The sequence below is a fragment of the Planosporangium flavigriseum genome, from assembly GCF_011947225.1.
GTDB classification, from domain to species: Bacteria; Actinomycetota; Actinomycetes; order Mycobacteriales; family Micromonosporaceae; genus Planosporangium; species Planosporangium flavigriseum.
In genome coordinates this window covers 35,197-52,870 of record NZ_JAATVW010000014.1, presented here as the reverse complement: position 1 = coordinate 52,870, position 17,674 = coordinate 35,197, and the positions used below count along the sequence as shown (strand labels likewise).

Below are 17,674 nucleotides of genomic sequence, written 5' to 3'. Positions count from 1 at the left end.
ATCACCGCGCTGACCGGCGGCTGGGGGTAGGGCGCCGGCGGCGGCCATTCGCGAGGACGATCACGGCGAAGACCAGGGCGATTCTGGCGGCGTGCATCAGTCGTGGTGCCCTTCGGTCTCGCCGTCGGCGGTCAGCGCGCCGCTCCCGGGCGCCGCGGGCAGGAACACATGCGCGTGGCCAAAGCCCGCGTCGATGTTGGCGACGTCGAGTTGCGTCCCGCCGGTCGACCAGGTGGCGACGGCGATGTCCCGCTGGTTCGCCGCGAGGGAGACGAGCGCCTGCTGGGTCGCGGGCGGCGCGGACAGCGACGCCTCGTACGTGCGTACCGCCGCGTCGAGTCCGCGGACCGCGTTCGCCAGGCCGGACCGCGCGATGTTGACCCCGGTGCCGCCCGACGGCGGGTGCGCGAACCGTTCGACCGCCGCGCCGGTGGCCGCGCGCCAGGACGCTACCTGGGCGGCGGTGGCGGGCTTGGCCGCGGCCTGCGGGTCGATCGGCATGGCGGCAGCCATCTCGCTGAGTACCGGAAGGAGCTTGCCCTGCAGCTCGCGCGCGGTCGCGGTCAGCTCCTTGATCTGCGCCTTGTCCCGTGCCGCGTCCTGCGCCTGCAGCGTCTGGACTGTCTGCTGAACCTGATCGGGCCGGCCGGCCGCGTACCCGCCGCCTCCGGCGAGCAGCGCTCCGACGCAGAATGCGACGACCGCCGCGACCGCCACCGCACGCCACGGTCGGGCGGTGCCACCCCGAGGCGGCGGCCCGGCAGACCGTTTACGGGCGTTCGGCATGGCGACGCTCCTTCCAAAAGGTCAAAGGGTGCGGTGGCCGGGGACCCGGGGTGCAACCCCGGCCACCGCACGGATCAGTCGTCCGCGTCGCAGTCGAACCCGGCCCGGCCGGCGGCCATCTTGATGCTGCCGAGCAGGTGCTTGAGGAAGAGCGGTTCGGTGTACGAGGCCTCGGTGTGCCCGAACGCCGTGTACACCGCGCGCCCACCGTCGTACCGGTGGCACCACGCCATCGGGTGGTCGGCGCCCATGGAACCGCCGGTGTAGCCCACCGGGTTGTAGGTCGACTCGTCGATGGTGGCGAGGACCCGCACCGCGTCCCGCGGGTTGCTGCGGAAGTTGTACCACTCGTCCGTGCGCACCCACTTCTCCGGCAGGCCTCGGGTCGCCGCCGTGTCGTTATCGGGGACGCGGACGGTAGCCTGCTGGATGGCCGGGTGGTCGCGGAAGTAGGCGCCGACGAGGCCGCCGTACCAGGCCCAGTTGTAGCCGCTGTCCGCAGCGGCGTGAATGCCGAGGTACCCGCCGCCGTGCTCGATGTAGCGCTGGAACGCGGCCTTCGCGTCCGGCGTGGTGACCGGGTCACCCGTGGTCGACAGGAAGATGACTGCCTTGTACTTCGCCAGGTTGGCGTCGGTGAACTGGCTGTCGTCCTCGGTCGTGTCGACGGCGAAGCGGTTGTCCTGACCGAGTTTCTGGATCGCCGCGATGCCGTGCGGAATGGAGGCGTGGCGGAACCCGGTCGTCTTCGAGAAGACCAGGACCCGGTACGACGGCTTGTGCGCCTTGGCCGCGGATGCGGCGGCTGCGGGCGCGATCAGACCGGCGGCGAGCGCCAGCACCGCGAGGATTCTTGTCGGAGTTCTCATGGTCATTCTTGTCCCTTCGGTTACGCCGGCTGTGACAGCGCGCGTCAGCCGGTCAGGCCGGCAAGACGCAGCAGCATCTCCTTTACCTGTGTCGCTTCGACCCGCTCCCGCGCGCTTGCCGCGTCGGAGCAGAGCAACACCGGGCCGTCGACCGGATCGGTCGGCAGCCGGCCGTGCGAGCCGCGTACCGCGGCGGCGCCGGCGTCGAACCCGACCACGTTCATCAGGTAGCGCATGCCGAGCTTCTTGCGCGCCAGGGCGACCGCGGCGCGGCGCTTGGCCGCGGCCGGCGCCGCCGGATCGAAGAAAAGCTCGGCCGGGTCGTAGCCGGGCTTGCGGTGGATCTCGACAAGCCGGGCGAAGTCCGGGGCCCGCGCGTCGTCAAGCCAGTAGTAGTAGGTGAACCAGGACTCCGGGTCGGCGACCAGTACGAGGTCTCCCGCGCGCGGGTGGTCGAGCCCGTACTCGGCCTTGCCGGCGTCGTCGAGCACCTCCGCGACCCCGGGCAGCCCCTCGCACAGCTTCTGCACGGCGGGTACGTCGGCTGGGTCCTTGACGTACACGTGCGCGATCTGGTGGTCGGCGACCGCGAACGCCCGCGAGGTCCACGGGTCGAGGTACTCCATGCCGTCCTGGGTGTACACCTCCAGCAGGCCCTCGGCGCGCAGCAGGCGGTTGACGTTCACCGGGCGGCTGGCCGCCGTGATGCCGTACTCCGAGAGCGCGACGACCGTGGCGCCCCGCGCGGTCGCGTCGTCGAGCAGCGGGCCGAGCGCCCGGTCGAGGTCGGCGGCCGCGGCGGCCGTCTGCGGCGCGGCCGGCCCGTACCGCTGCGGGTCGTAGTCGAGGTGCGGCAGGTAGACCAGGGTCAGGTCCGGGTTGTGGCGGCGCATCACCGACCGGGCGGCGTTGATGATCCACTGGGAGGACTTGAGCCCCGCTCCCGGACCCCAGTAGGTGAACAGCGGGAAGGTGCCCAGCTCGCTCGTCAGCTCGTCGTGCAGCTCCGGCGGGTCGGTGTAGCAGTCCTGCTCCTTGCGCCCGTCGGCGTAGTAGACCGGGCGCGGGGTGACCGTCCAGTTCACGTCCGCGCCCATCGCGTACCACCAGCAGATGTTGGCGACGGTGTAGTCCGGGTACGCCTTCCGCGCCGCGTGCCACAGCTTCTCCCCGCCGACCAGCGCGTTGTGCTGGCGCCAGAGAAACACCTCGCCGAGGTCGCGGAAGTACCAGCCGTTGCCGACGATGCCGTGCTCGCGCGGCAGCGCGCCGGTCAGCAGCGTGGACTGCACCGTGCAGGTGACCGCGGGCAGCACGGTGCCCAGGGTCGCCTCGAACCCGGACGCGGCGACCGCGCGCAGCCGGGGCATGTGCGCGAGCAGGCGCGGGGTCAGCCCGACGACGTCCAGGACGACCAGGGGTTTGGGGCGGTTGCTCATCAGACCTCCAGGGCGGTGCGGCCCGCGGGCGCCAGACCGAGGGAGTACAGCTCGTCGCGGGCGAACGCGAGCTCGGCGGCGATGCCGGCGGCGAGCTGGTCGGGGGTGTCGGGGCGCTGGTCTTCCGGCAGCACGCCCCAGGTGTACGTCTCGACGTCGAGGTGGTCGCAGCCGGCGCTCGCGCCGCCGAGCAGGCGCCGGAGCGCGTCCCGCAGGACCGGCAGGGTGGAGTGCAGCGGCGGCGTCGGGGCGCCGTGCAGCGGCACGTGGTAGTGCACCCGCCAGGGCCCGGGCAGGCCGGCGTCGAGTGCGGCGTCGAGGTCGTCGGTGCCGTGCCCGTCCGGTCCGCGGGTCTGGTGCAGGAACCGCGGCTCCGCGTACGCGCGCAGCGTCGGTTCCGCGCCGGCCGGTTCGTCGGCGCCCAGCGCGGCGGACACCTGCACCTTGACCACCGGCAGGCCGGCCTGCTCCAGCCGGGCGAGGGCCTCGCCCGGGTCCTCCCAGGCGCAGGCGAGGTGTGCGAGGTCGAGGCAGATACCGAGCCATTCGGTGTCCATCGTGGACAGGTTCCGGGTGGCGTCCTCCGTGCTCTCGACCACGCAGCCCGGCTCGGGCTCGAAGCCGACGCGCACCACCCGGCCGGTCTGCCGGGCCACGTCGGCCAATCCACCCGCGAGGGTGTCCAGTATCCGCCCGGCCGCCGCCGCCCGTTCGCCGTCCCAGGGCTCCCGCCACGCCAGCGGCAGCGTGGAGACCGAGCCGCGCGCCGCGTCGTCGGGGAGCAGGTCAGCCAGGATCCGGGCCAGGTTCAGCGTGTAGTCGAGGCGTTCGCGGGTGGTCCAGTCGGGCTGGTAGACGTCGTACTTGACGACGGGCGCCTGGAACGACCGGTACGGGAAGCCGTTGAGCGTGACCACTTCGAGTCCGCGCGCGGCCAGCTCCCGGCGCAGGCGCCGCCGCTCGCCGGGGTCGGCGGCGAGCTCGGCGGCGACGTCCGCGGCCAGCCACAGGCCGAGTCCGAGGACGTCGGCGTCCAGCCTCGCGCGGACCGGCACCGCGTACGCGTCCAGCTGAGCGAGGATTCCGCCGAGGTCCTCGGCCGGGTGCACGTTGGTGCAGTAGCTGAGGTGGACGAGCTGGCCGTCCGGGTGGGCCAGCCGCATCAGTCCCCTCCCCGCAGAATCGAGTTGCCGGCGTACGTCCCGGCCAGGTCCTCCATATCGGACAGGTCGAGCCGGCCGGACTGGCCGTAGAACTCCACCGGGTTGCGCCACAGCACGCGGTCGATGTCGTCGTCGGAGAAGCCGGCCTCCCGCATCGCCGCGCCGGTGGCGTGGGTCAGCAGCGGATCGGACTTTCCCCAGTCGGCCGCCGAGTTGACCAGAATCCGCTCCGGCCCGTACTCGCGGAGAATGGCCACCATCCGCGGCGGCGACATCTTGGTATCCGGGTAGATGGAGAACCCCATCCAGCAGCCACTGTCCTTCACCAGCCCGACGGTGACCTCGTTGAGGTGGTCGATGACGACCCGCCCGGGGTCGATGCCCGACTCCTTCACGACCGCGAGGCTCCGCTGCGTGCCACGGACCTTGTCCCGGTGCGGGGTGTGGACGAGCGCGGGCAGGTCGTTCGCGACCGCGAGGGCCAGTTGCGCGCTGAACGCCGCGTCCTCGTCGGGGGTCATCGAGTCGTAGCCGATCTCGCCGACCGCCACCACACCGTCCTTGGCGAGGTAGCGCGGCAGCACGTCGAGCACGGGCCGGCAGCGCGGGTCGTTGGCCTCCTTGGGGTTCAGCGCGATCGTGCAGTGGTGACGGATCCCGAACTGGCTGGCCCGGTAGGGCTCCCAGCCGACCAGCGAGTCGAAGTAGTCGGTGAACGACCCGACGTTCGTGCGCGGCTGGCCCAGCCAGAACGCGGGCTCCACGAGCGCCCGTACTCCCGCGGCGGCCATCCGCTCGTAGTCGTCCGTGGTGCGGGAGGACATGTGGATGTGGGGGTCGAAGATGCGCATCAGCCCTCCGTTGCGGCGGTGAGGTGGTGGAGTAGGGCGTGTACGTCTTCGGCGACCGCGCGGCCGGCCGCTTCCCGCTCGGCCACCAGGCCGGCGAGCATGGTGGCCAGTTCCGCGTCGGCCCGCTGGTACAGGTCGGCCACGCAGCTCAGTGGCAGGCCCATGAAGACGCACTTCAGGACCGCCTGCCGCCACGTGGCGTCGTCGAGGTGCGCCGCGTACGGCCCGAGGGCCGCGGCGAGCAGCCGGGGATCGTTGGTACGGATGGCGTCCTGCAGCAGCGGGACGGCCGCAGCGCCGAGAACCAGCAGGGGCAGCGCCCGCAGCACCGCCCGCTTCTCCGCGGCGTCCCCGTAGCGGTAGAGCAGTTCGACCCGGTCTGGCAGCCCGTCACCGGGCGGCAGGGCGAGCAGCAGCAGCGCCCGGGCGGCGTCATCGGTGCTCCAGGTGGGCAGGGCGGCCAGCGGGGCCCGGCCGCAGTGCCGCCCGACCGCCGGGAACAGGTGATTGATGGCGGCGGGGTCGGCGGCGACTCTGGCCAACGCCGTCGACAGCCAGCCGTCCTCCGCTACCGCGACGAATACTCCGCGCAGCTCGTCAACCCCGGTCATCGCCCCTCCTACCCGTCTGTTCCGCGGCACGAAGAAAGTTCAGCGACCGCTCCGCCACCGTGGGCGCGGCGTGGGAGTGGCGCGGCAGCTCCACGGCGACCAGACCGCCGTAGCCGCCATCAGCGAGCGCGCGCAGGACGGGCGGGAAGTCGATCTCACCGTCGCCGAACTCCAGATGTTCGTGCACCCCGCGCCGCATATCGTCGATCTGAACGTTGACCAGGTGCGGCGCTACCCGGGCAACGCACTCCGGCACCGGGTCGGGCTCCAGACACCGGCAATGTCCGATGTCGAGCGTCATGCCGAAGGATCCGGGCGCGCCCAGGTCCGCGCGCAGGCGGAACCAGTCGGCGATGGTCTGTACGAGCATGCCCGGCTCCGGCTCGAACCCCAGGACCACGCCGGCCCGCTCGGCGGCGTCCGCCATCTCCGCGCAGCCCGAGACCAGCCGCCCCCACGCCGTTGCTTCGTCTACAGTGGAGGGGCGGACCCCGGCCCAGTAGGAGACCGCCTCCGCGCCCAGGTCCGCGCCGATCGCAACCGCCCGACGCAGGAAGTCCAACCGCAGCCCGCGCTCGTCGTCCAGCAGGGTCGGCGCATGCTTGCGGCGCGGGTCCAGCAGGTACCGGGCGCCCGTCTCCACCACCACGGCGAGGCCCAGTTCGTCGAGCCGGGCGGCGGTCTTCGCCACCCGCTCGACCAGCCCGTCGGCGTACGGGTCGAGGTGGTGGTGGTCGAGGGTCAGCGCCACGCCCTCGTACCCGAGGTCAGCGATTACTGCCAGCGCATCCGTGAGCCGATGGTTGGCGAACCCGTTGGTGCCGTACCCGAAGCGCAGGCTCATGTCGGCGACACCCGCCGTGCGAGTCGGCGGCCGAGCGGGGCGGCCGCGGCCACCGCGAGGGCGCCGGCCGCGTTTCCGGCCCGGGCGACCAGCGCGCCCTGGAGCACCGGCAGGCCGGTGATGCCGGCGGCGACGGCCGCACGCATACGGGCAGCGGCGGGGTCGGCCGCCGCGCGGGCCTGGACGCCGCCGTACTGGGCCGCGTACCAGCCGGCGAGCAGCGCCGCGAGCCCACCCCGGCGCACACCGCCCCGGCTCGCGCCGGCGGCCAGGGTGACCGCGGCGGTGGTGGCGAGGGTGGCCGTGGCGACCTGGCGGTCGCCGCCCTGCACCTCGTGCCTGGACAACGCGGTGACGGTGTAGGTGTGCGCCGCCACGGTCAGGGCAGCCGGCACCGCGCTGCGCACCCGCCCGGCGCTGGCGCCCAGCAGCACGTCGAGACCCCGGCAGGCGGCCATCAGCGCCGGCCCGGCGACGGTGTCCTTGCCGCCCAGGTCGTACGCCCAGACCGCGCCGGCCAGCGGCGCGGCGACCGCGAGGGCCCGCCGCCCGCCGGCCAGCCCGGCCGCGGCGACCCCCGCGGCGGTGAGCCCCGCCGCGATTCCCAGCGCCAGCCGCGGCGACACCCGGCCGGACGGGATCGGGCGCTCCGGGCGCTCCTGCGCGTCCACGCCCCGGTCGGCCCAGTCGTTGGCCGCCATCCCGGCCCAGTACAGGCACACCGAGGCGCCTGCCAGGGCCGGCGTGCGCGGGCCGAGCACCCGGGCGGCCGCGGCGCCGGCGACCACGTCGCCGGGGACGGACAGCGCGGCCGGCGCGCGTACGAGGTCGACGAGGTCACGTAGCCGCATGGTCACGCCCCACTTTCCAGGCTCGTCGCCCACGCGACGAGCGACTCGTACTGTGCGCCGAGCCGGTGCTCGTCGGTACCGACCGGGTCCTTGAAGAAGAAGCCGAGCGGCGTCTGCGGGCCGGACCTGCCCGCGGCGTGCGCCTGGGCGAGCAGGCGGGCGAGGTCGAGCACCAGCGGCGCGGCGAGCGCCGAGTCGCACCCGTGCCAGGTGAACTGCAGGCTCATCCGCAGGCCGAGGAAGCCCTCGAAGGAGATGTGGTCCCAGGCGGTCTTGAAGTCGCCGAGGTCCGGGACGTAGTCGATGTGCAGCGGGGCGTCCACCTCGTACCCGAGGGTCTCCCCCAGCAGGCGCCCCTTGCTGGCGATCTTGTTCGCGGCGGCCCGCTCGTCGGCGAGCGTCGCGCCGTCCCCGCCGCCCAGCAGGTTCGTGCCGGCCCAGGACCGCACCCGCAGGTTGCGGAGGGCGAACATCGGCGCGAGGACCGACTTCACCAGCGTCTCCCCGGTCTTGCCGTCGCTGCCGGCCCACGGCAGGCCGTTGGCCTCGGCGAGGTCGCCCAGGGCCGGGATGCGCGCGCCGGCGCCCGGGGTGAAGTCGACGAAGGAGCACCCGGCCCGGAACGCCGCGTACGCGTACAGCGAGCTGAGGGACAGCACCGGCGAATCGCCGCGCAGCGCGGTCTCCAGCGCCGCCAGGTCGGCGTGCGCCGGGCTGGACGCCAGTGGCGGCTCGGTGGACGCCACGTTCACCACGACCACCCGGTCGCAGCCCTCCCGGTCGCGGAACTCCCGCAGGTCGTGGGAGATCCGCGCGGCGTACTCGAGCTGGCGCCCCGCCGGCAGCGGCGGCACCCGCCGGATGCGCCGGTCGACCCCGGCCAGGTCGGCGGCGAGCATCCGGACGAGCGCGGTGGGAACCACCCCGGCGTCGGCCAGCAGCTCGGCCCGGTGTGGCAGCGGCGTCGGGTCGATGTCGTGCCCGCCGAAGACGAGGTCTTCGAAGTCCGGCAGCACGACGCCGGACAGCCCCGGCAGGTCGGTGACGAGGCCGGTACGGTCGGCCAGCTTCTGGGCGACCGCGAGCGCGCCGACCACGGCCGTCGTCGCCACCGATCCGCGGGCACCGACGAACCAGACGCCGGTTCTCGTTATCCGAGCAGACATGATCTCTCGCTCCCCACCTGTGCCGGGTCAGTCCTTGCTGGCGAACGCCGCGTCGAACGCGGCCGACGGCGGGTCGAACGCGAGCCCGCGCACGAACGACAGCGCTTCCGGCGCGCCGATGAGCCGGTCCATCCCGGCGTCCTCCCACTCGATCGAGATCGGGCCGTCGTAGCCGATCGCGTTGAGCGCCCGGAAGCAGTCCTCCCAGGGCACGTCGCCGTGGCCGGTGGAGATGAAGTCCCAACCGCGGCGCAGATCTGCCCAGGGCAGGTGGGAGGAGAGCCGCCCGCGCCGGCCGTCGCCGGTCCGTACCTTCGCGTCCTTGCAGTCGACGTGGTAGATGCGGTCGGCGAAGTCGAACAGGAAGTTGACCGGGTCGAGCTCCTGCCAGACGAAGTGCGACGGGTCCCAGTTGAGGCCGAACGCCGGGCGGTGCCCGATCGCCTCGAGGGTGCGCTTGGCGGTCCAGTAGTCGTACGCGATCTCGCTGGGGTGCACCTCGTGCGCGAAGCGCACACCGACCTCATCGAAGACGTCGAGGATCGGGTTCCACCGGTCGGCGAAGTCCTGGTACCCGTCCTCGATCATCTGCTGCGGCACGGGCGGGAACATGGCCACCGTGTGCCAGATCGAGGATCCGGTGAACCCGACGACCGTGGACACGCCGAGCTTGGCCGCGGCCCGCGCGGTGTTCTTCATCTCCTCGGCGGCCCGCTGGCGTACGCCCTCCGCCTGCCCGTCGCCCCAGATGCGCGCGGGCAGGATGCCCTGGTGCCGCTGGTCGATCGGGTGGTCGCAGACCGCCTGCCCGACCAGGTGGTTGGAGATCGCCCAGACCCCCAGGTTGTACTTGGCCAGCGTCTGCCGTTTGCGGTCCAGGTAGGACTCGTCGGCCAGCGCCTTGTCGACCTCGAAGTGGTCGCCCCAGCAGGCGATCTCCAGGCCGTCGTACCCCCACTCCGCGGCGAGCCGGCAGACCTCCTCGAACGGCAGGTCGGCCCACTGCCCGGTGAACAATGTGATCGGTCGCGCCATCATGTCCTCCTGTTCGACCGGCTCACGCCAGTGCCTGGACGGTGGGCGCGGCGACCGGAACCCAGCCGGAACCGGCCCCCGCACTTCGCTCGACGGCGTCGAGCACCAACTGGACCTGCAGCGCTTCCTCGAAGGAGGGCGAGGGATCCGCGCCCACCGCGACTGCCTCGATGAGGTCGCGAATCTGATGGGTGAAGGAGTGCTCGTAGCCGATGATGTGCCCCGGCGGCCACCAGGCCGACAGGTACGGGTGGTCGCCCTCGGTGACCAGGATCCGGGAGAAACCCTGCTGCGGCCCCGGCACGGTGGCGTCGTAGAACTCCAACTCGTTGAGCCGCTCCAGGTCGAAGACGGCCGACCCGAGTGAGCCGTTCACCTCGACCCGCAGCCCGTTCTTGCGCCCGGTCGCGAAGCGGGTCGCCTCGTACGACGCGAGCCCGCCACCGGACAGTCGCGCGATGAAGAGCGCCGCGTCGTCGACGGTCACCGGTCCGGTCGCCGGCGTCGCGCCGTTGCCGGCCGAGGCGGACAGACCGCTCGCCTCGGCTGGCAACGGCCGCTCCCGGATGAATGTCTCGGTCAACCCGCTGACCCCGGTGATGAGCTCGCCGGTGACGTACTGCGTGAGATCGACGATGTGCGCGCCGATGTCACCGAGCGCACCGGATCCGGCCTTGTCCCGTTGGAGTCGCCAGACCAGCGGGAACTGTGGGTCGGTGATCCAGTCCTGGAGATAGACGGCGCGCACGTGCCGGATCGCGCCGAGCCGGCCGTTCGCCACGAGCTCACGCAGGTAGGCGACGGCCGGCACCCGGCGGTAGTTGAACCCGACCATGGCGCGAACCCCGTCGATCCGGGCGCGGGCCGCCGTAGCGGTCATGGTACGGGCCTCCTCGACCGAGTTGGCCAGCGGTTTCTCGCACAGGACGTGCTTGCCGGCCCGCAGCGCCGCGACGGCGATCTCACAGTGGCTGTCGCCCGGCGTGCAGACATCGACGAGATCGATGTCGTCCCGCGCGATCAGCTCACGCCAGTCGGTCACCGACTCGTCCCAGCCGAGCCGGGTCGCCGCAGCGGCGACCTTACTGGTGTCGCGACCGGCAATCGCCACCATGCGTGCGCGAAGCGGCAGGTCGAATACGCGATTCACGGTGCGCCACGCCTGTGAGTGCGCGGCACCCATGAAGGCGTAACCGACCATACCGACCCGCAGTTCCTGTGTGGACACTGGCGGAACTCCCCCCGTGGGTTAGGACCTGAATCCGAGTGGCAGGTACTTGTCGACGTTCTCCTTGGTGATCGTCTCGGAGGCGAGCACGATCTGCTTGGGCACCTGGAGCTCCACCAGGTCGGAGAGGCCCTTGCCCTGGGCGATCAGCCGGGCCAGCGCGATGGCCGAGGAGGCCATGCTCGGCGGGTAGGTGACCGTGGCCTCCAGCGGCGTGTCGCCGGCCTTGATGTGCTCCATGACGTCGAGCGATCCGGCGCCGCCGACCATGAAGAACTCCTTGCGGCTGGCCTGCTTGATCGCTGCCAGCACGCCCACGCCCTGGTCGTCGTCGTGGTTCCAGATCGCGTCGATCTTCGAAGCGGCCTGCAGCAGGTTGGCCGTGACGTCCTGGCCCGACTGCACGGTGAACTGCGCCGCGACCCGGTTGGTGACCCGCAGGTTGAAGGTGGCGAGAGCGTCCTTGAAGCCCTTCGAACGGTCCTGGGTCAGCGGCAGGCTGTCGATGCCGGCGATCTCGGCGATGACCGCGTCGGACTTGCCCTTGAGCTTGTTGCCGATGTACAGACCGGCGGCGTAGCCCATGCCGTAGTTGTCGCCCTTGATGAGCAGCCGGGACGCCCCGGCGTCGGAGAACTCCCGGTCGAGGTTGATCACCGGGATCCCGGCCTGCATCGCGGCCTTGCCCGCGGCGGTCAGCTGGGCGCCGTCCTGCGGCAGCAGCACGATCGCGTCGGGCTTCTGCTGGATCAGCGTCTGCAGCGCAGCGACCTGGGCGGGGGCGTCCTTGCCGGCGTCCACCTGGGTGAACTTGACGTCGGAGTAGAGCGCCGCCTGCTTCTTGGCGTTGTCGGTGATGGCCCGGATCCAGCCGTGGTCGGCGGAGGGGGCGGAGAAGCCGATCGTCACCGTCTTGCCCGGCGCCGCGTTGTCGCCGCTGCCCGTCTTGGTCTGGCCGGCGTCGCTGGTCTTCGGCTCCGCGTTGGAGGTGCAGGCGGCCAGCAGGGTGCCGGCGCTGAGGGCGGCCCCGCCCATGAGTAAGCGTCGGCGGGACAGGTCACCCGGGGTTCTGCTCATTGACGACCTCCTGGTCGAAAAAGGGTGCGTTGATCTACACCTGCGTCCGTGGTGGGCGCAGGCCTGGCGCGCTGTGGGTGTGTGGAAGGGGATACGTGGGCTGTTCAGGCGCCGGGAGGCGCCGGCCGCCGCAGCGCGGCGACCCGGAACTGCTGGATGAGCACGGCGCCGACGATGATGGCGCCCTGGGCGATCAGCTGGAACTCCAGCTGAAGGTTGTTGACGATGAACAGGTTGGTGATCTGCGTGAAGACGAGCACGCCGAGCACCGAGCCGACGATGGTGCCGCGGCCACCGGCCAGGGACGTACCGCCGATGATGGCGGCCGCGATGGCCTGGAGTTCGTAGAGGTTTCCGTGGTCGGAGGAGCCGGCGTTGGACAGCGAGGTGACCATGATGGCGGCGATACCGCAGCACAGTCCGGACAGCGCGTACAGCAGCACCTGGTGACGACGGAGGTTGATCCCGGCCAGTCGGGCGGCTTCGGGATTGCCACCGATCGCGACCGTGCGCCGGCCGAAGGTGGTGCGGTTGAGCAGGATCCAGCCGGCCGCCGCCACGGCGCCGAAGATGATGACGAGCAGCGGGATGCCCAGCACCTTGGTCTCAGCGATCTTGTTGATGGTGTCGACCTTGGAGATCTGGGTCAGCTTGCCCGAGATCTTCTGCGACAGGCCGCGCGCCGCGACCATCAGGGCCATCGTCGCGATGAACGGCACCATCCGGCCGTACGCGATGAGGATGCCGTTCACCGCGCCGGCGACGGTGCCCACCGCCAGGGCCGTGAAGATCATGACCCCGGGGCCGTAGCTCTGCGTCGCGACCGTGGTCGACCACACGCTGGCCAGCGCCAGCAGCGCGCCGACCGAGAGGTCGATGCCGCCGCTGATCATCACGAACGTCATGCCGATCGTGATCACGCCGATGCTCGCCGCCTGGGTGAGCACGGTCAACTCGTTGCTCCACAGGCGAGCGCCGCTGGCGAAGATGTCCGGCCGGGAGAAGACCCCGATCAGGTACAGCAGCACCAGCACGCCGACGAGGCCCAGGTTGCGCCGTACCGGTTCGCTCGCGTCACCGCCCCACCAACCACCGCGGGCCTTGCCCGGCCGGGGCGGTCTCGCGTCCGCGGGGGCGGTCGTCGTATGTGGCGGGGTCCCTCCTGCCTCCGCCACGGCATTCCCCGGCTCGGTCATGGCGCCGTCACCTCCAGCAGCGACCCCGCCATGACGAGGTCGAGTACGGTTTCCTCATCAAGTTGCGCGGCCGGCGCCTCGTGGATCAGATGGCCCTCGCGCATCACCAGGACGCGGTCGGCCAGTCCCAGCACCTCGGGCACCTCGCTGGAGACCAACAGCACGCCCATGCCATCGTCGGCCAGCGCGCGAATGACCTGGTACAACTCGGCCCGGGCGCCGATGTCCACGCCGCGGGTCGGCTCGTCGAGCAGCAGCAGCTTGGTGCCCTGGCCCAGCAGCCAACGGCCCAGCACCACCTTCTGCTGGTTACCGCCCGACAGCGTCCGGACCGGCCGGCGTACGTCGCGGGGGTGCAGCGCGAGCGCGTCGGCGACCTTCTCGGCCGCCTTGCGTTCCCGGTCGGCGTTGGTGAACCCGCCGGTCGCGTACTTTCCGAACGAGGCCAGCGTGACGTTGCGGTAGATCGGCTCGTCCAGGACGAGCGCCTGGCTCTTGCGCTCCTCCGGCGCCATGCCGACGCCGGCGCGTACGGCGGCGCCAACCTGGCCGGCGGGCAGCGACCGGCCGTCGACCCGTACCTGGCCGGCGTGTGCCCGGCGGGCGCCGTAGATGGTCTCGAGCAACTCCGAGCGCCCGGAGCCGACCAGCCCCGCGATGCCCACGATCTCCCCGGCGCCGACCGTCAGGGAGATGTCGGTGAACTCCCCGTGCCGGGTCAACCCCTCGACCTTCAGCAGCGGGGCGGATGGGCGGTCGGCGGCCGGCGCCGGCCGGTCCGGGAAGACGTACTCGATCGAGCGGCCGGTCATCCGGCTGACCAGTTCGGCGGTGGGGGTGGTGCGGGCCGGGAGGTTGACCGCCGAGGTGCGACCGTCCTTGAGCACGGTCACCCGGTCGCCGATCTCGCGGATCTCCTCCATCCGATGGGAGATGTAGATGACCGCGATGCCCTGTGCGGTCAAGTCGCGGATCACCCGGAACAGGTTGGCGACCTCGTCGTGGGCGAGCACGGCGCTCGGCTCGTCCATGATGATCAGACGCGCGTCGTAGGACAGCGCCCGGCCCATGCTGACGATCTGCTTGGCCGCCGCCGGCAACTTGCCCACCGCCCGGCCCACCGGGATCTCCGCGTGCCCCAGCCGACCGAGGATCTCCCGCGTGGAGCGGCGCATCCGTCCACGCTGGACGAAGCCGCCGGTACGCGGCTCGTGGCCGAGGAACACGTTCTCCGCCACCGTCAGGTCCTCGACGAGGTCGAGCTCCTGATAGATGGTCGCGATGCCGGCCTTCGTCGCCGCCTGCGGATTGCTGAACGAGGTCGGCTCGCCCTGCCAGACGATCTCACCGGCGTCCGGCCGGTGCACCCCGGCCAACACCTTGATCAAAGTGGACTTGCCGGCGCCGTTCTGGCCGAGCAGGCAGTGCACCTCGCCGGCCCGTACCTCCAGCTCCACCCCGTCGAGAGCGCGTACGCCCGGGAACGTCTTGACGATGCCGGCCAGCCGCAGCACGACCGGGTCCTGCGCGGTCATGACGGCTGTCCGTACGCGAGATCGCTGGCGAGGACGGCCGCACCGACCACGCCGGCGCGCGCGCCGAGCTCCGACATGACGATCGGCAGGTTGCCGGTGGCCAGCGGAAGCGAGCGGCGGTAGACCACGCTCCGGATCTCGGCGAGCAGCAGGTGACCGAGGCCCGCGAGCCCGCCGCCGATAACGATCATCGAAGGGTTGATGAAGCTCACCAGGCCGGCGAGCACGGTGCCGACCCGCCGGCCGCCGTCGCGGATCAGCTGGACACACGTGGCGTCACCCTCCGCGGCGCCGGCGGCGACGTCCGCGGCGGTCAGCGCGCCGCTGTTGGACAGCCGCTCGGCCAGGGCCGGGGACTGACCGCTGCGCGCGGCCGCCAGCGCGTCGCGGCCCAGCGCGCCCCCACCGAAGTACGCCTCCAGGCAGCCGATGTTGCCGCAACTGCAGACCGGGCCGTCGTCCTCGACCTGGATGTGGCCGATGTCGCCGGCGCAGCCGTCGGTACCCCGGTACACCTGACCGCCCACGTAGATGCCGCAGCCGATACCCGTACCGATCTTCACGAACAGCAGGTTGTCCGTCATCCGGGCGACGCCCCCGTACCGCTCCCCGATCGCCATGATGTTGACGTCGTTGTCGACCACGACCGGACAGCCGTGCTCCCGGCCGAGCACCTCACGTACCGGGAACCGGTCCCATCCGGGCATGATCGGTGGCGAGACCGGCACACCGTCGCGGAAGCTGACGGGGCCCGGTATCCCGATACCGATCGCCTGGAGCCGGTCGTAGGCACCGTCCACCTTGAACTTGGCCAGGATCTCGCTGACCCGGTGCAGGATCACCTTCGGGCCCGAGCGGATGTCGGCCGGCTCGGAGTGCACCGCGATCGGCTCGAGCCGACCATCGGTGATCTCCACGTCGATGGATCGGGCGCCCAGGTCCACCGCGGCGAACCGCAGGTCACGGTTGAGCTCCACCAGTGTGGATCGGCGTCCACCGCGCGACTCCGCCGGACCGGCCTCCTGCACGAGGCCGGCGGCCAGCAGCGAGTCCAGTTCGGACAGGAGTCGGGCCCGCGGCACTTCCAGCCCGCTGGCGAGTTCAGCCCGGGACAGCGGGCCGGAGTCGCGCAGCCGCCGCAGCAACCGCGACCCGACCGGGTCCGTGACTTGATCTGGAGCTGCCATTCATGACCTCCATGGGAGAACGGCGCTTGGGGCGAGAGGCTAATCGAGTTCTGATCGACTCGTAAAGACATTCACCCCGTCGATTACAAACTTTTGCTTAGTTCGACGGAAGTCCCCTGTCCGCAGCCGCCTGACGCACCGTCACCGCGACGGCCCAGCCGGGCCGCGACGCCGAGGCGCCGACCGCCAGCGGTTCGCTACGCAGGCACGGAGGACTTTTGTCGACACGAACGGAAGATTTTTCGAAAGGCGTCTAGCTTTGAACATCGATCACCTATAGCCTTCCGGCCTTAAGGGTTGACCGAGCGTTTGAGCTGCTTACTCTCCGTCAACCCGGCACGTTGCTCTGTCCCCCGAGTATCCGGGAGGCGCCATGAAGGGCACCCACCTCGCACCGGCGAACCCGCCCGCCGTCAGTTCCCGCGGCACCCGCCTAACCTGACGGCCCTCCCGCTCGACCATCCGCCCGGATAGATCATCTCCGGGCGGACGAATTCCCATACCCACCCACGACCGTCGGCGTCGGGTGTCGATACCGCGCGCCCGGCGTCGTCCGTAACACGGGCTGCGGCCCCCAACAACAACCTCTGCGCCCCGCAGAGAAGGAGGAGTAATGGGTACGGAAAACCAGGACGTATGCGCACCCTCGCGCCTGAACCGGCGCCGGTTACTCGGCGCCTCGGCCGCCGCGGCGATCGGCGCCGCAGCGATGTCGCTGATCCCGTCGGCCGCGTTCGCCTCGGACGGGAAGGGCGACGACCGCCATGACGACAACGGCCACCACGGCGGCCCGACCGTTCTGCCGGCCCGCCGGGGCATCATTCTGTACACCGTCCGTGACGTCATCTCCCGCGCTCCGGACCCGGCCAAGGGTCTCGACGGCGGCTTCCGCTACGTCTTCGAGGAACTGGCGAGAATGGGCTACAAGGAGGTCGAGTTCGCCGGGTACACCCAGCACACGAGCATCCTGGGCCGCCAGATCACGCCGGCGGAGATCCGCCAGCTGCTCGACGACAACGGGTTGAAGGCCAACGGCAGCCACGCGTCCATCAACTTCACCAACCCGGACGCATTCAAGGCCCAACTCGACATCGCCGAGACGCTCGGCCTGCCGCACATCGGCTACGCCTCCATCCCGACCAACAGCCGGTACAAGGAGGACTGGCAGATCGCCGCCGACAGATTCAACCAGTTCGGCGAGCTGGCCAGGCAGCGTGGGATCAAGCTGTACCAGCACAACCACCACGCTGAGTACAACTTCCTGCTGGACTCGGGGCCGCTGGACGCCAACGGAAAGCCCACCCGGTCGTCCGGCCTGCGCGCGCTGGACTACTTCTTCAGCCTGACCGACCCCAAGCTCGTCCACTTCGAAATGGACATTTTCTGGGGTTACGTCGCCCAGTACCGCTACCAGACCTACACCGCCCCCGACGGGACCACGCGCACCAGCACCTTCGACCCCGTCAAGACGGTGAAGCGGCACTCGAAGCGCTTCCCGCTGTTCCACGTCAAGGACGGGGTGAAGGACACCACCCGTGCCGACGGCTACGCCATGGTGCCGGCCGGCACCGGCGACGTCCCGCTGCAGAAGTTCCTCGAGGAGATCGGCAGGCCGGGCTTCCGTCACCCCAACTACGAGCAGGACAACGCCCCCGGCGGCACCGCGGCGCCCGGCCAGTCGCTGCAGTTCGCGCAGCTCAGCTACAACAACATCGCCAGCTGGCGCAACGAGCGAGAAGACGGCGAGACCGACGACTAACAGCACGAAGCACGGCTAGCCACGCAAACCCCGGCGTAACAACGAACCGCCTGGCCGTCCGCCTGCCCCCAGGGTCG

The 17,674-nt window shown here is 71.2% G+C and carries 16 protein-coding genes; 1 reads left to right on the top strand and 15 read right to left on the bottom strand.

From position 1 onward, the window contains the following. Positions 1–96: 96 nt before the first annotated feature. From HC028_RS18875 to HC028_RS18805, 15 genes are all read right to left on the bottom strand, one after another. Positions 97–786 carry a hypothetical protein gene (locus tag HC028_RS18875; RefSeq protein ID WP_168078692.1) on the bottom strand — a complete coding sequence of 230 codons (690 nt, stop codon included), beginning with the start codon at positions 784–786 and terminating at the stop codon, positions 97–99. Positions 787–860: 74 nt separating this feature from the next. Then, the gene (locus HC028_RS18870) at positions 861–1,655 is read right to left on the bottom strand and encodes a ThuA domain-containing protein (RefSeq protein ID WP_203981248.1); all 795 of its coding nucleotides are present in this window, start codon (positions 1,653–1,655) and stop codon (positions 861–863) included. A 44-nt stretch (positions 1,656–1,699) separates the two neighbouring features. Then, a complete protein-coding gene (locus tag HC028_RS18865) occupies positions 1,700–3,094 on the bottom strand; it encodes an alkaline phosphatase family protein (protein WP_168078690.1) in 1,395 nt (464 codons plus the stop codon). Continuing rightward, complete coding sequence (gene eboE, locus HC028_RS18860) at positions 3,094–4,257, bottom strand: metabolite traffic protein EboE (RefSeq protein ID WP_168078689.1); 1,164 nt, start codon at positions 4,255–4,257, stop codon at positions 3,094–3,096. The genes HC028_RS18865 and eboE overlap by 1 nt, the downstream gene beginning before the upstream one ends. Then, entirely contained in the window at positions 4,257–5,108 is an 852-nt protein-coding gene (locus HC028_RS18855) for a TatD family hydrolase (RefSeq protein ID WP_168078688.1), read from the bottom strand. The genes eboE and HC028_RS18855 overlap by 1 nt, the downstream gene beginning before the upstream one ends. After that, positions 5,108–5,719 carry an EboA domain-containing protein gene (locus HC028_RS18850; protein WP_168078687.1) on the bottom strand — a complete coding sequence of 204 codons (612 nt, stop codon included), beginning with the start codon at positions 5,717–5,719 and terminating at the stop codon, positions 5,108–5,110. The genes HC028_RS18855 and HC028_RS18850 overlap by 1 nt, the downstream gene beginning before the upstream one ends. Then, entirely contained in the window at positions 5,706–6,563 is an 858-nt protein-coding gene (locus HC028_RS18845; protein WP_168078686.1) for a sugar phosphate isomerase/epimerase family protein, read from the bottom strand. The genes HC028_RS18850 and HC028_RS18845 overlap by 14 nt, the downstream gene beginning before the upstream one ends. After that, complete coding sequence (locus tag HC028_RS18840) at positions 6,560–7,447, bottom strand: SCO3242 family prenyltransferase (protein ID WP_308442037.1); 888 nt, start codon at positions 7,445–7,447, stop codon at positions 6,560–6,562. Before HC028_RS18840 ends, HC028_RS18845 begins: the two co-directional genes overlap by 4 nt. Beyond that, complete coding sequence (locus tag HC028_RS18835; RefSeq protein WP_168078685.1) at positions 7,417–8,580, bottom strand: inositol-3-phosphate synthase; 1,164 nt, start codon at positions 8,578–8,580, stop codon at positions 7,417–7,419. The genes HC028_RS18840 and HC028_RS18835 overlap by 31 nt, the downstream gene beginning before the upstream one ends. A 27-nt stretch (positions 8,581–8,607) precedes the next feature. After that, the gene (locus HC028_RS18830) at positions 8,608–9,615 is read right to left on the bottom strand and encodes a sugar phosphate isomerase/epimerase family protein (protein WP_168078684.1); all 1,008 of its coding nucleotides are present in this window, start codon (positions 9,613–9,615) and stop codon (positions 8,608–8,610) included. Positions 9,616–9,637: 22 nt separating this feature from the next. After that, on the bottom strand, positions 9,638–10,816 hold the full coding sequence (locus tag HC028_RS18825) for a Gfo/Idh/MocA family protein (RefSeq protein WP_203981269.1): 1,179 nt from the start codon (positions 10,814–10,816) through the stop codon (positions 9,638–9,640). 48 nt (positions 10,817–10,864) lie between these two features. Then, positions 10,865–11,920 carry a substrate-binding domain-containing protein gene (locus HC028_RS18820; RefSeq protein ID WP_168078682.1) on the bottom strand — a complete coding sequence of 352 codons (1,056 nt, stop codon included), beginning with the start codon at positions 11,918–11,920 and terminating at the stop codon, positions 10,865–10,867. A gap of 104 nt (positions 11,921–12,024) precedes the next feature. Next, positions 12,025–13,116, bottom strand: a complete 1,092-nt coding sequence (locus HC028_RS18815; RefSeq protein ID WP_168078681.1) for an ABC transporter permease — start codon at positions 13,114–13,116, stop codon at positions 12,025–12,027. Continuing rightward, a complete protein-coding gene (locus tag HC028_RS18810) occupies positions 13,113–14,651 on the bottom strand; it encodes a sugar ABC transporter ATP-binding protein (RefSeq protein WP_168078680.1) in 1,539 nt (512 codons plus the stop codon). Before HC028_RS18810 ends, HC028_RS18815 begins: the two co-directional genes overlap by 4 nt. Next, on the bottom strand, positions 14,648–15,838 hold the full coding sequence (locus HC028_RS18805) for an ROK family transcriptional regulator (RefSeq protein ID WP_168078679.1): 1,191 nt from the start codon (positions 15,836–15,838) through the stop codon (positions 14,648–14,650). The genes HC028_RS18810 and HC028_RS18805 overlap by 4 nt, the downstream gene beginning before the upstream one ends. A gap of 613 nt (positions 15,839–16,451) precedes the next feature. On the opposite strand from HC028_RS18805, the gene HC028_RS18800 reads away from it, so the two are divergent. After that, complete coding sequence (locus tag HC028_RS18800; protein WP_168078678.1) at positions 16,452–17,597, top strand: sugar phosphate isomerase/epimerase family protein; 1,146 nt, start codon at positions 16,452–16,454, stop codon at positions 17,595–17,597. Positions 17,598–17,674 lie beyond the last annotated feature (77 nt).

Bases quoted from the DNA above. Each gene is read 5' to 3' on its own strand.
- HC028_RS18875 (WP_168078692.1), bottom strand. From the start codon at position 786: ATGCCGAACGCCCGTAAACGGTCTGCCGGGCCGCCGCCTCGGGGTGGC.
- HC028_RS18870 (WP_203981248.1), bottom strand. From the start codon at position 1,655: ATGAGAACTCCGACAAGAATCCTCGCGGTGCTGGCGCTCGCCGCCGGT.
- HC028_RS18865 (WP_168078690.1), bottom strand. From the start codon at position 3,094: ATGAGCAACCGCCCCAAACCCCTGGTCGTCCTGGACGTCGTCGGGCTG.
- eboE (WP_168078689.1), bottom strand. From the start codon at position 4,257: ATGCGGCTGGCCCACCCGGACGGCCAGCTCGTCCACCTCAGCTACTGC.
- HC028_RS18855 (WP_168078688.1), bottom strand. From the start codon at position 5,108: ATGCGCATCTTCGACCCCCACATCCACATGTCCTCCCGCACCACGGAC.
- HC028_RS18850 (WP_168078687.1), bottom strand. From the start codon at position 5,719: ATGACCGGGGTTGACGAGCTGCGCGGAGTATTCGTCGCGGTAGCGGAG.
- HC028_RS18845 (WP_168078686.1), bottom strand. From the start codon at position 6,563: ATGAGCCTGCGCTTCGGGTACGGCACCAACGGGTTCGCCAACCATCGG.
- HC028_RS18835 (WP_168078685.1), bottom strand. From the start codon at position 8,580: ATGTCTGCTCGGATAACGAGAACCGGCGTCTGGTTCGTCGGTGCCCGC.
- HC028_RS18830 (WP_168078684.1), bottom strand. From the start codon at position 9,615: ATGGCGCGACCGATCACATTGTTCACCGGGCAGTGGGCCGACCTGCCG.
- HC028_RS18825 (WP_203981269.1), bottom strand. From the start codon at position 10,816: ATGGTCGGTTACGCCTTCATGGGTGCCGCGCACTCACAGGCGTGGCGC.
- HC028_RS18820 (WP_168078682.1), bottom strand. From the start codon at position 11,920: ATGAGCAGAACCCCGGGTGACCTGTCCCGCCGACGCTTACTCATGGGC.
- HC028_RS18815 (WP_168078681.1), bottom strand. From the start codon at position 13,116: ATGACCGAGCCGGGGAATGCCGTGGCGGAGGCAGGAGGGACCCCGCCA.
- HC028_RS18810 (WP_168078680.1), bottom strand. From the start codon at position 14,651: ATGACCGCGCAGGACCCGGTCGTGCTGCGGCTGGCCGGCATCGTCAAG.
- HC028_RS18805 (WP_168078679.1), bottom strand. From the start codon at position 15,838: ATGGCAGCTCCAGATCAAGTCACGGACCCGGTCGGGTCGCGGTTGCTG.
- HC028_RS18800 (WP_168078678.1), top strand. From the start codon at position 16,452: ATGGGTACGGAAAACCAGGACGTATGCGCACCCTCGCGCCTGAACCGG.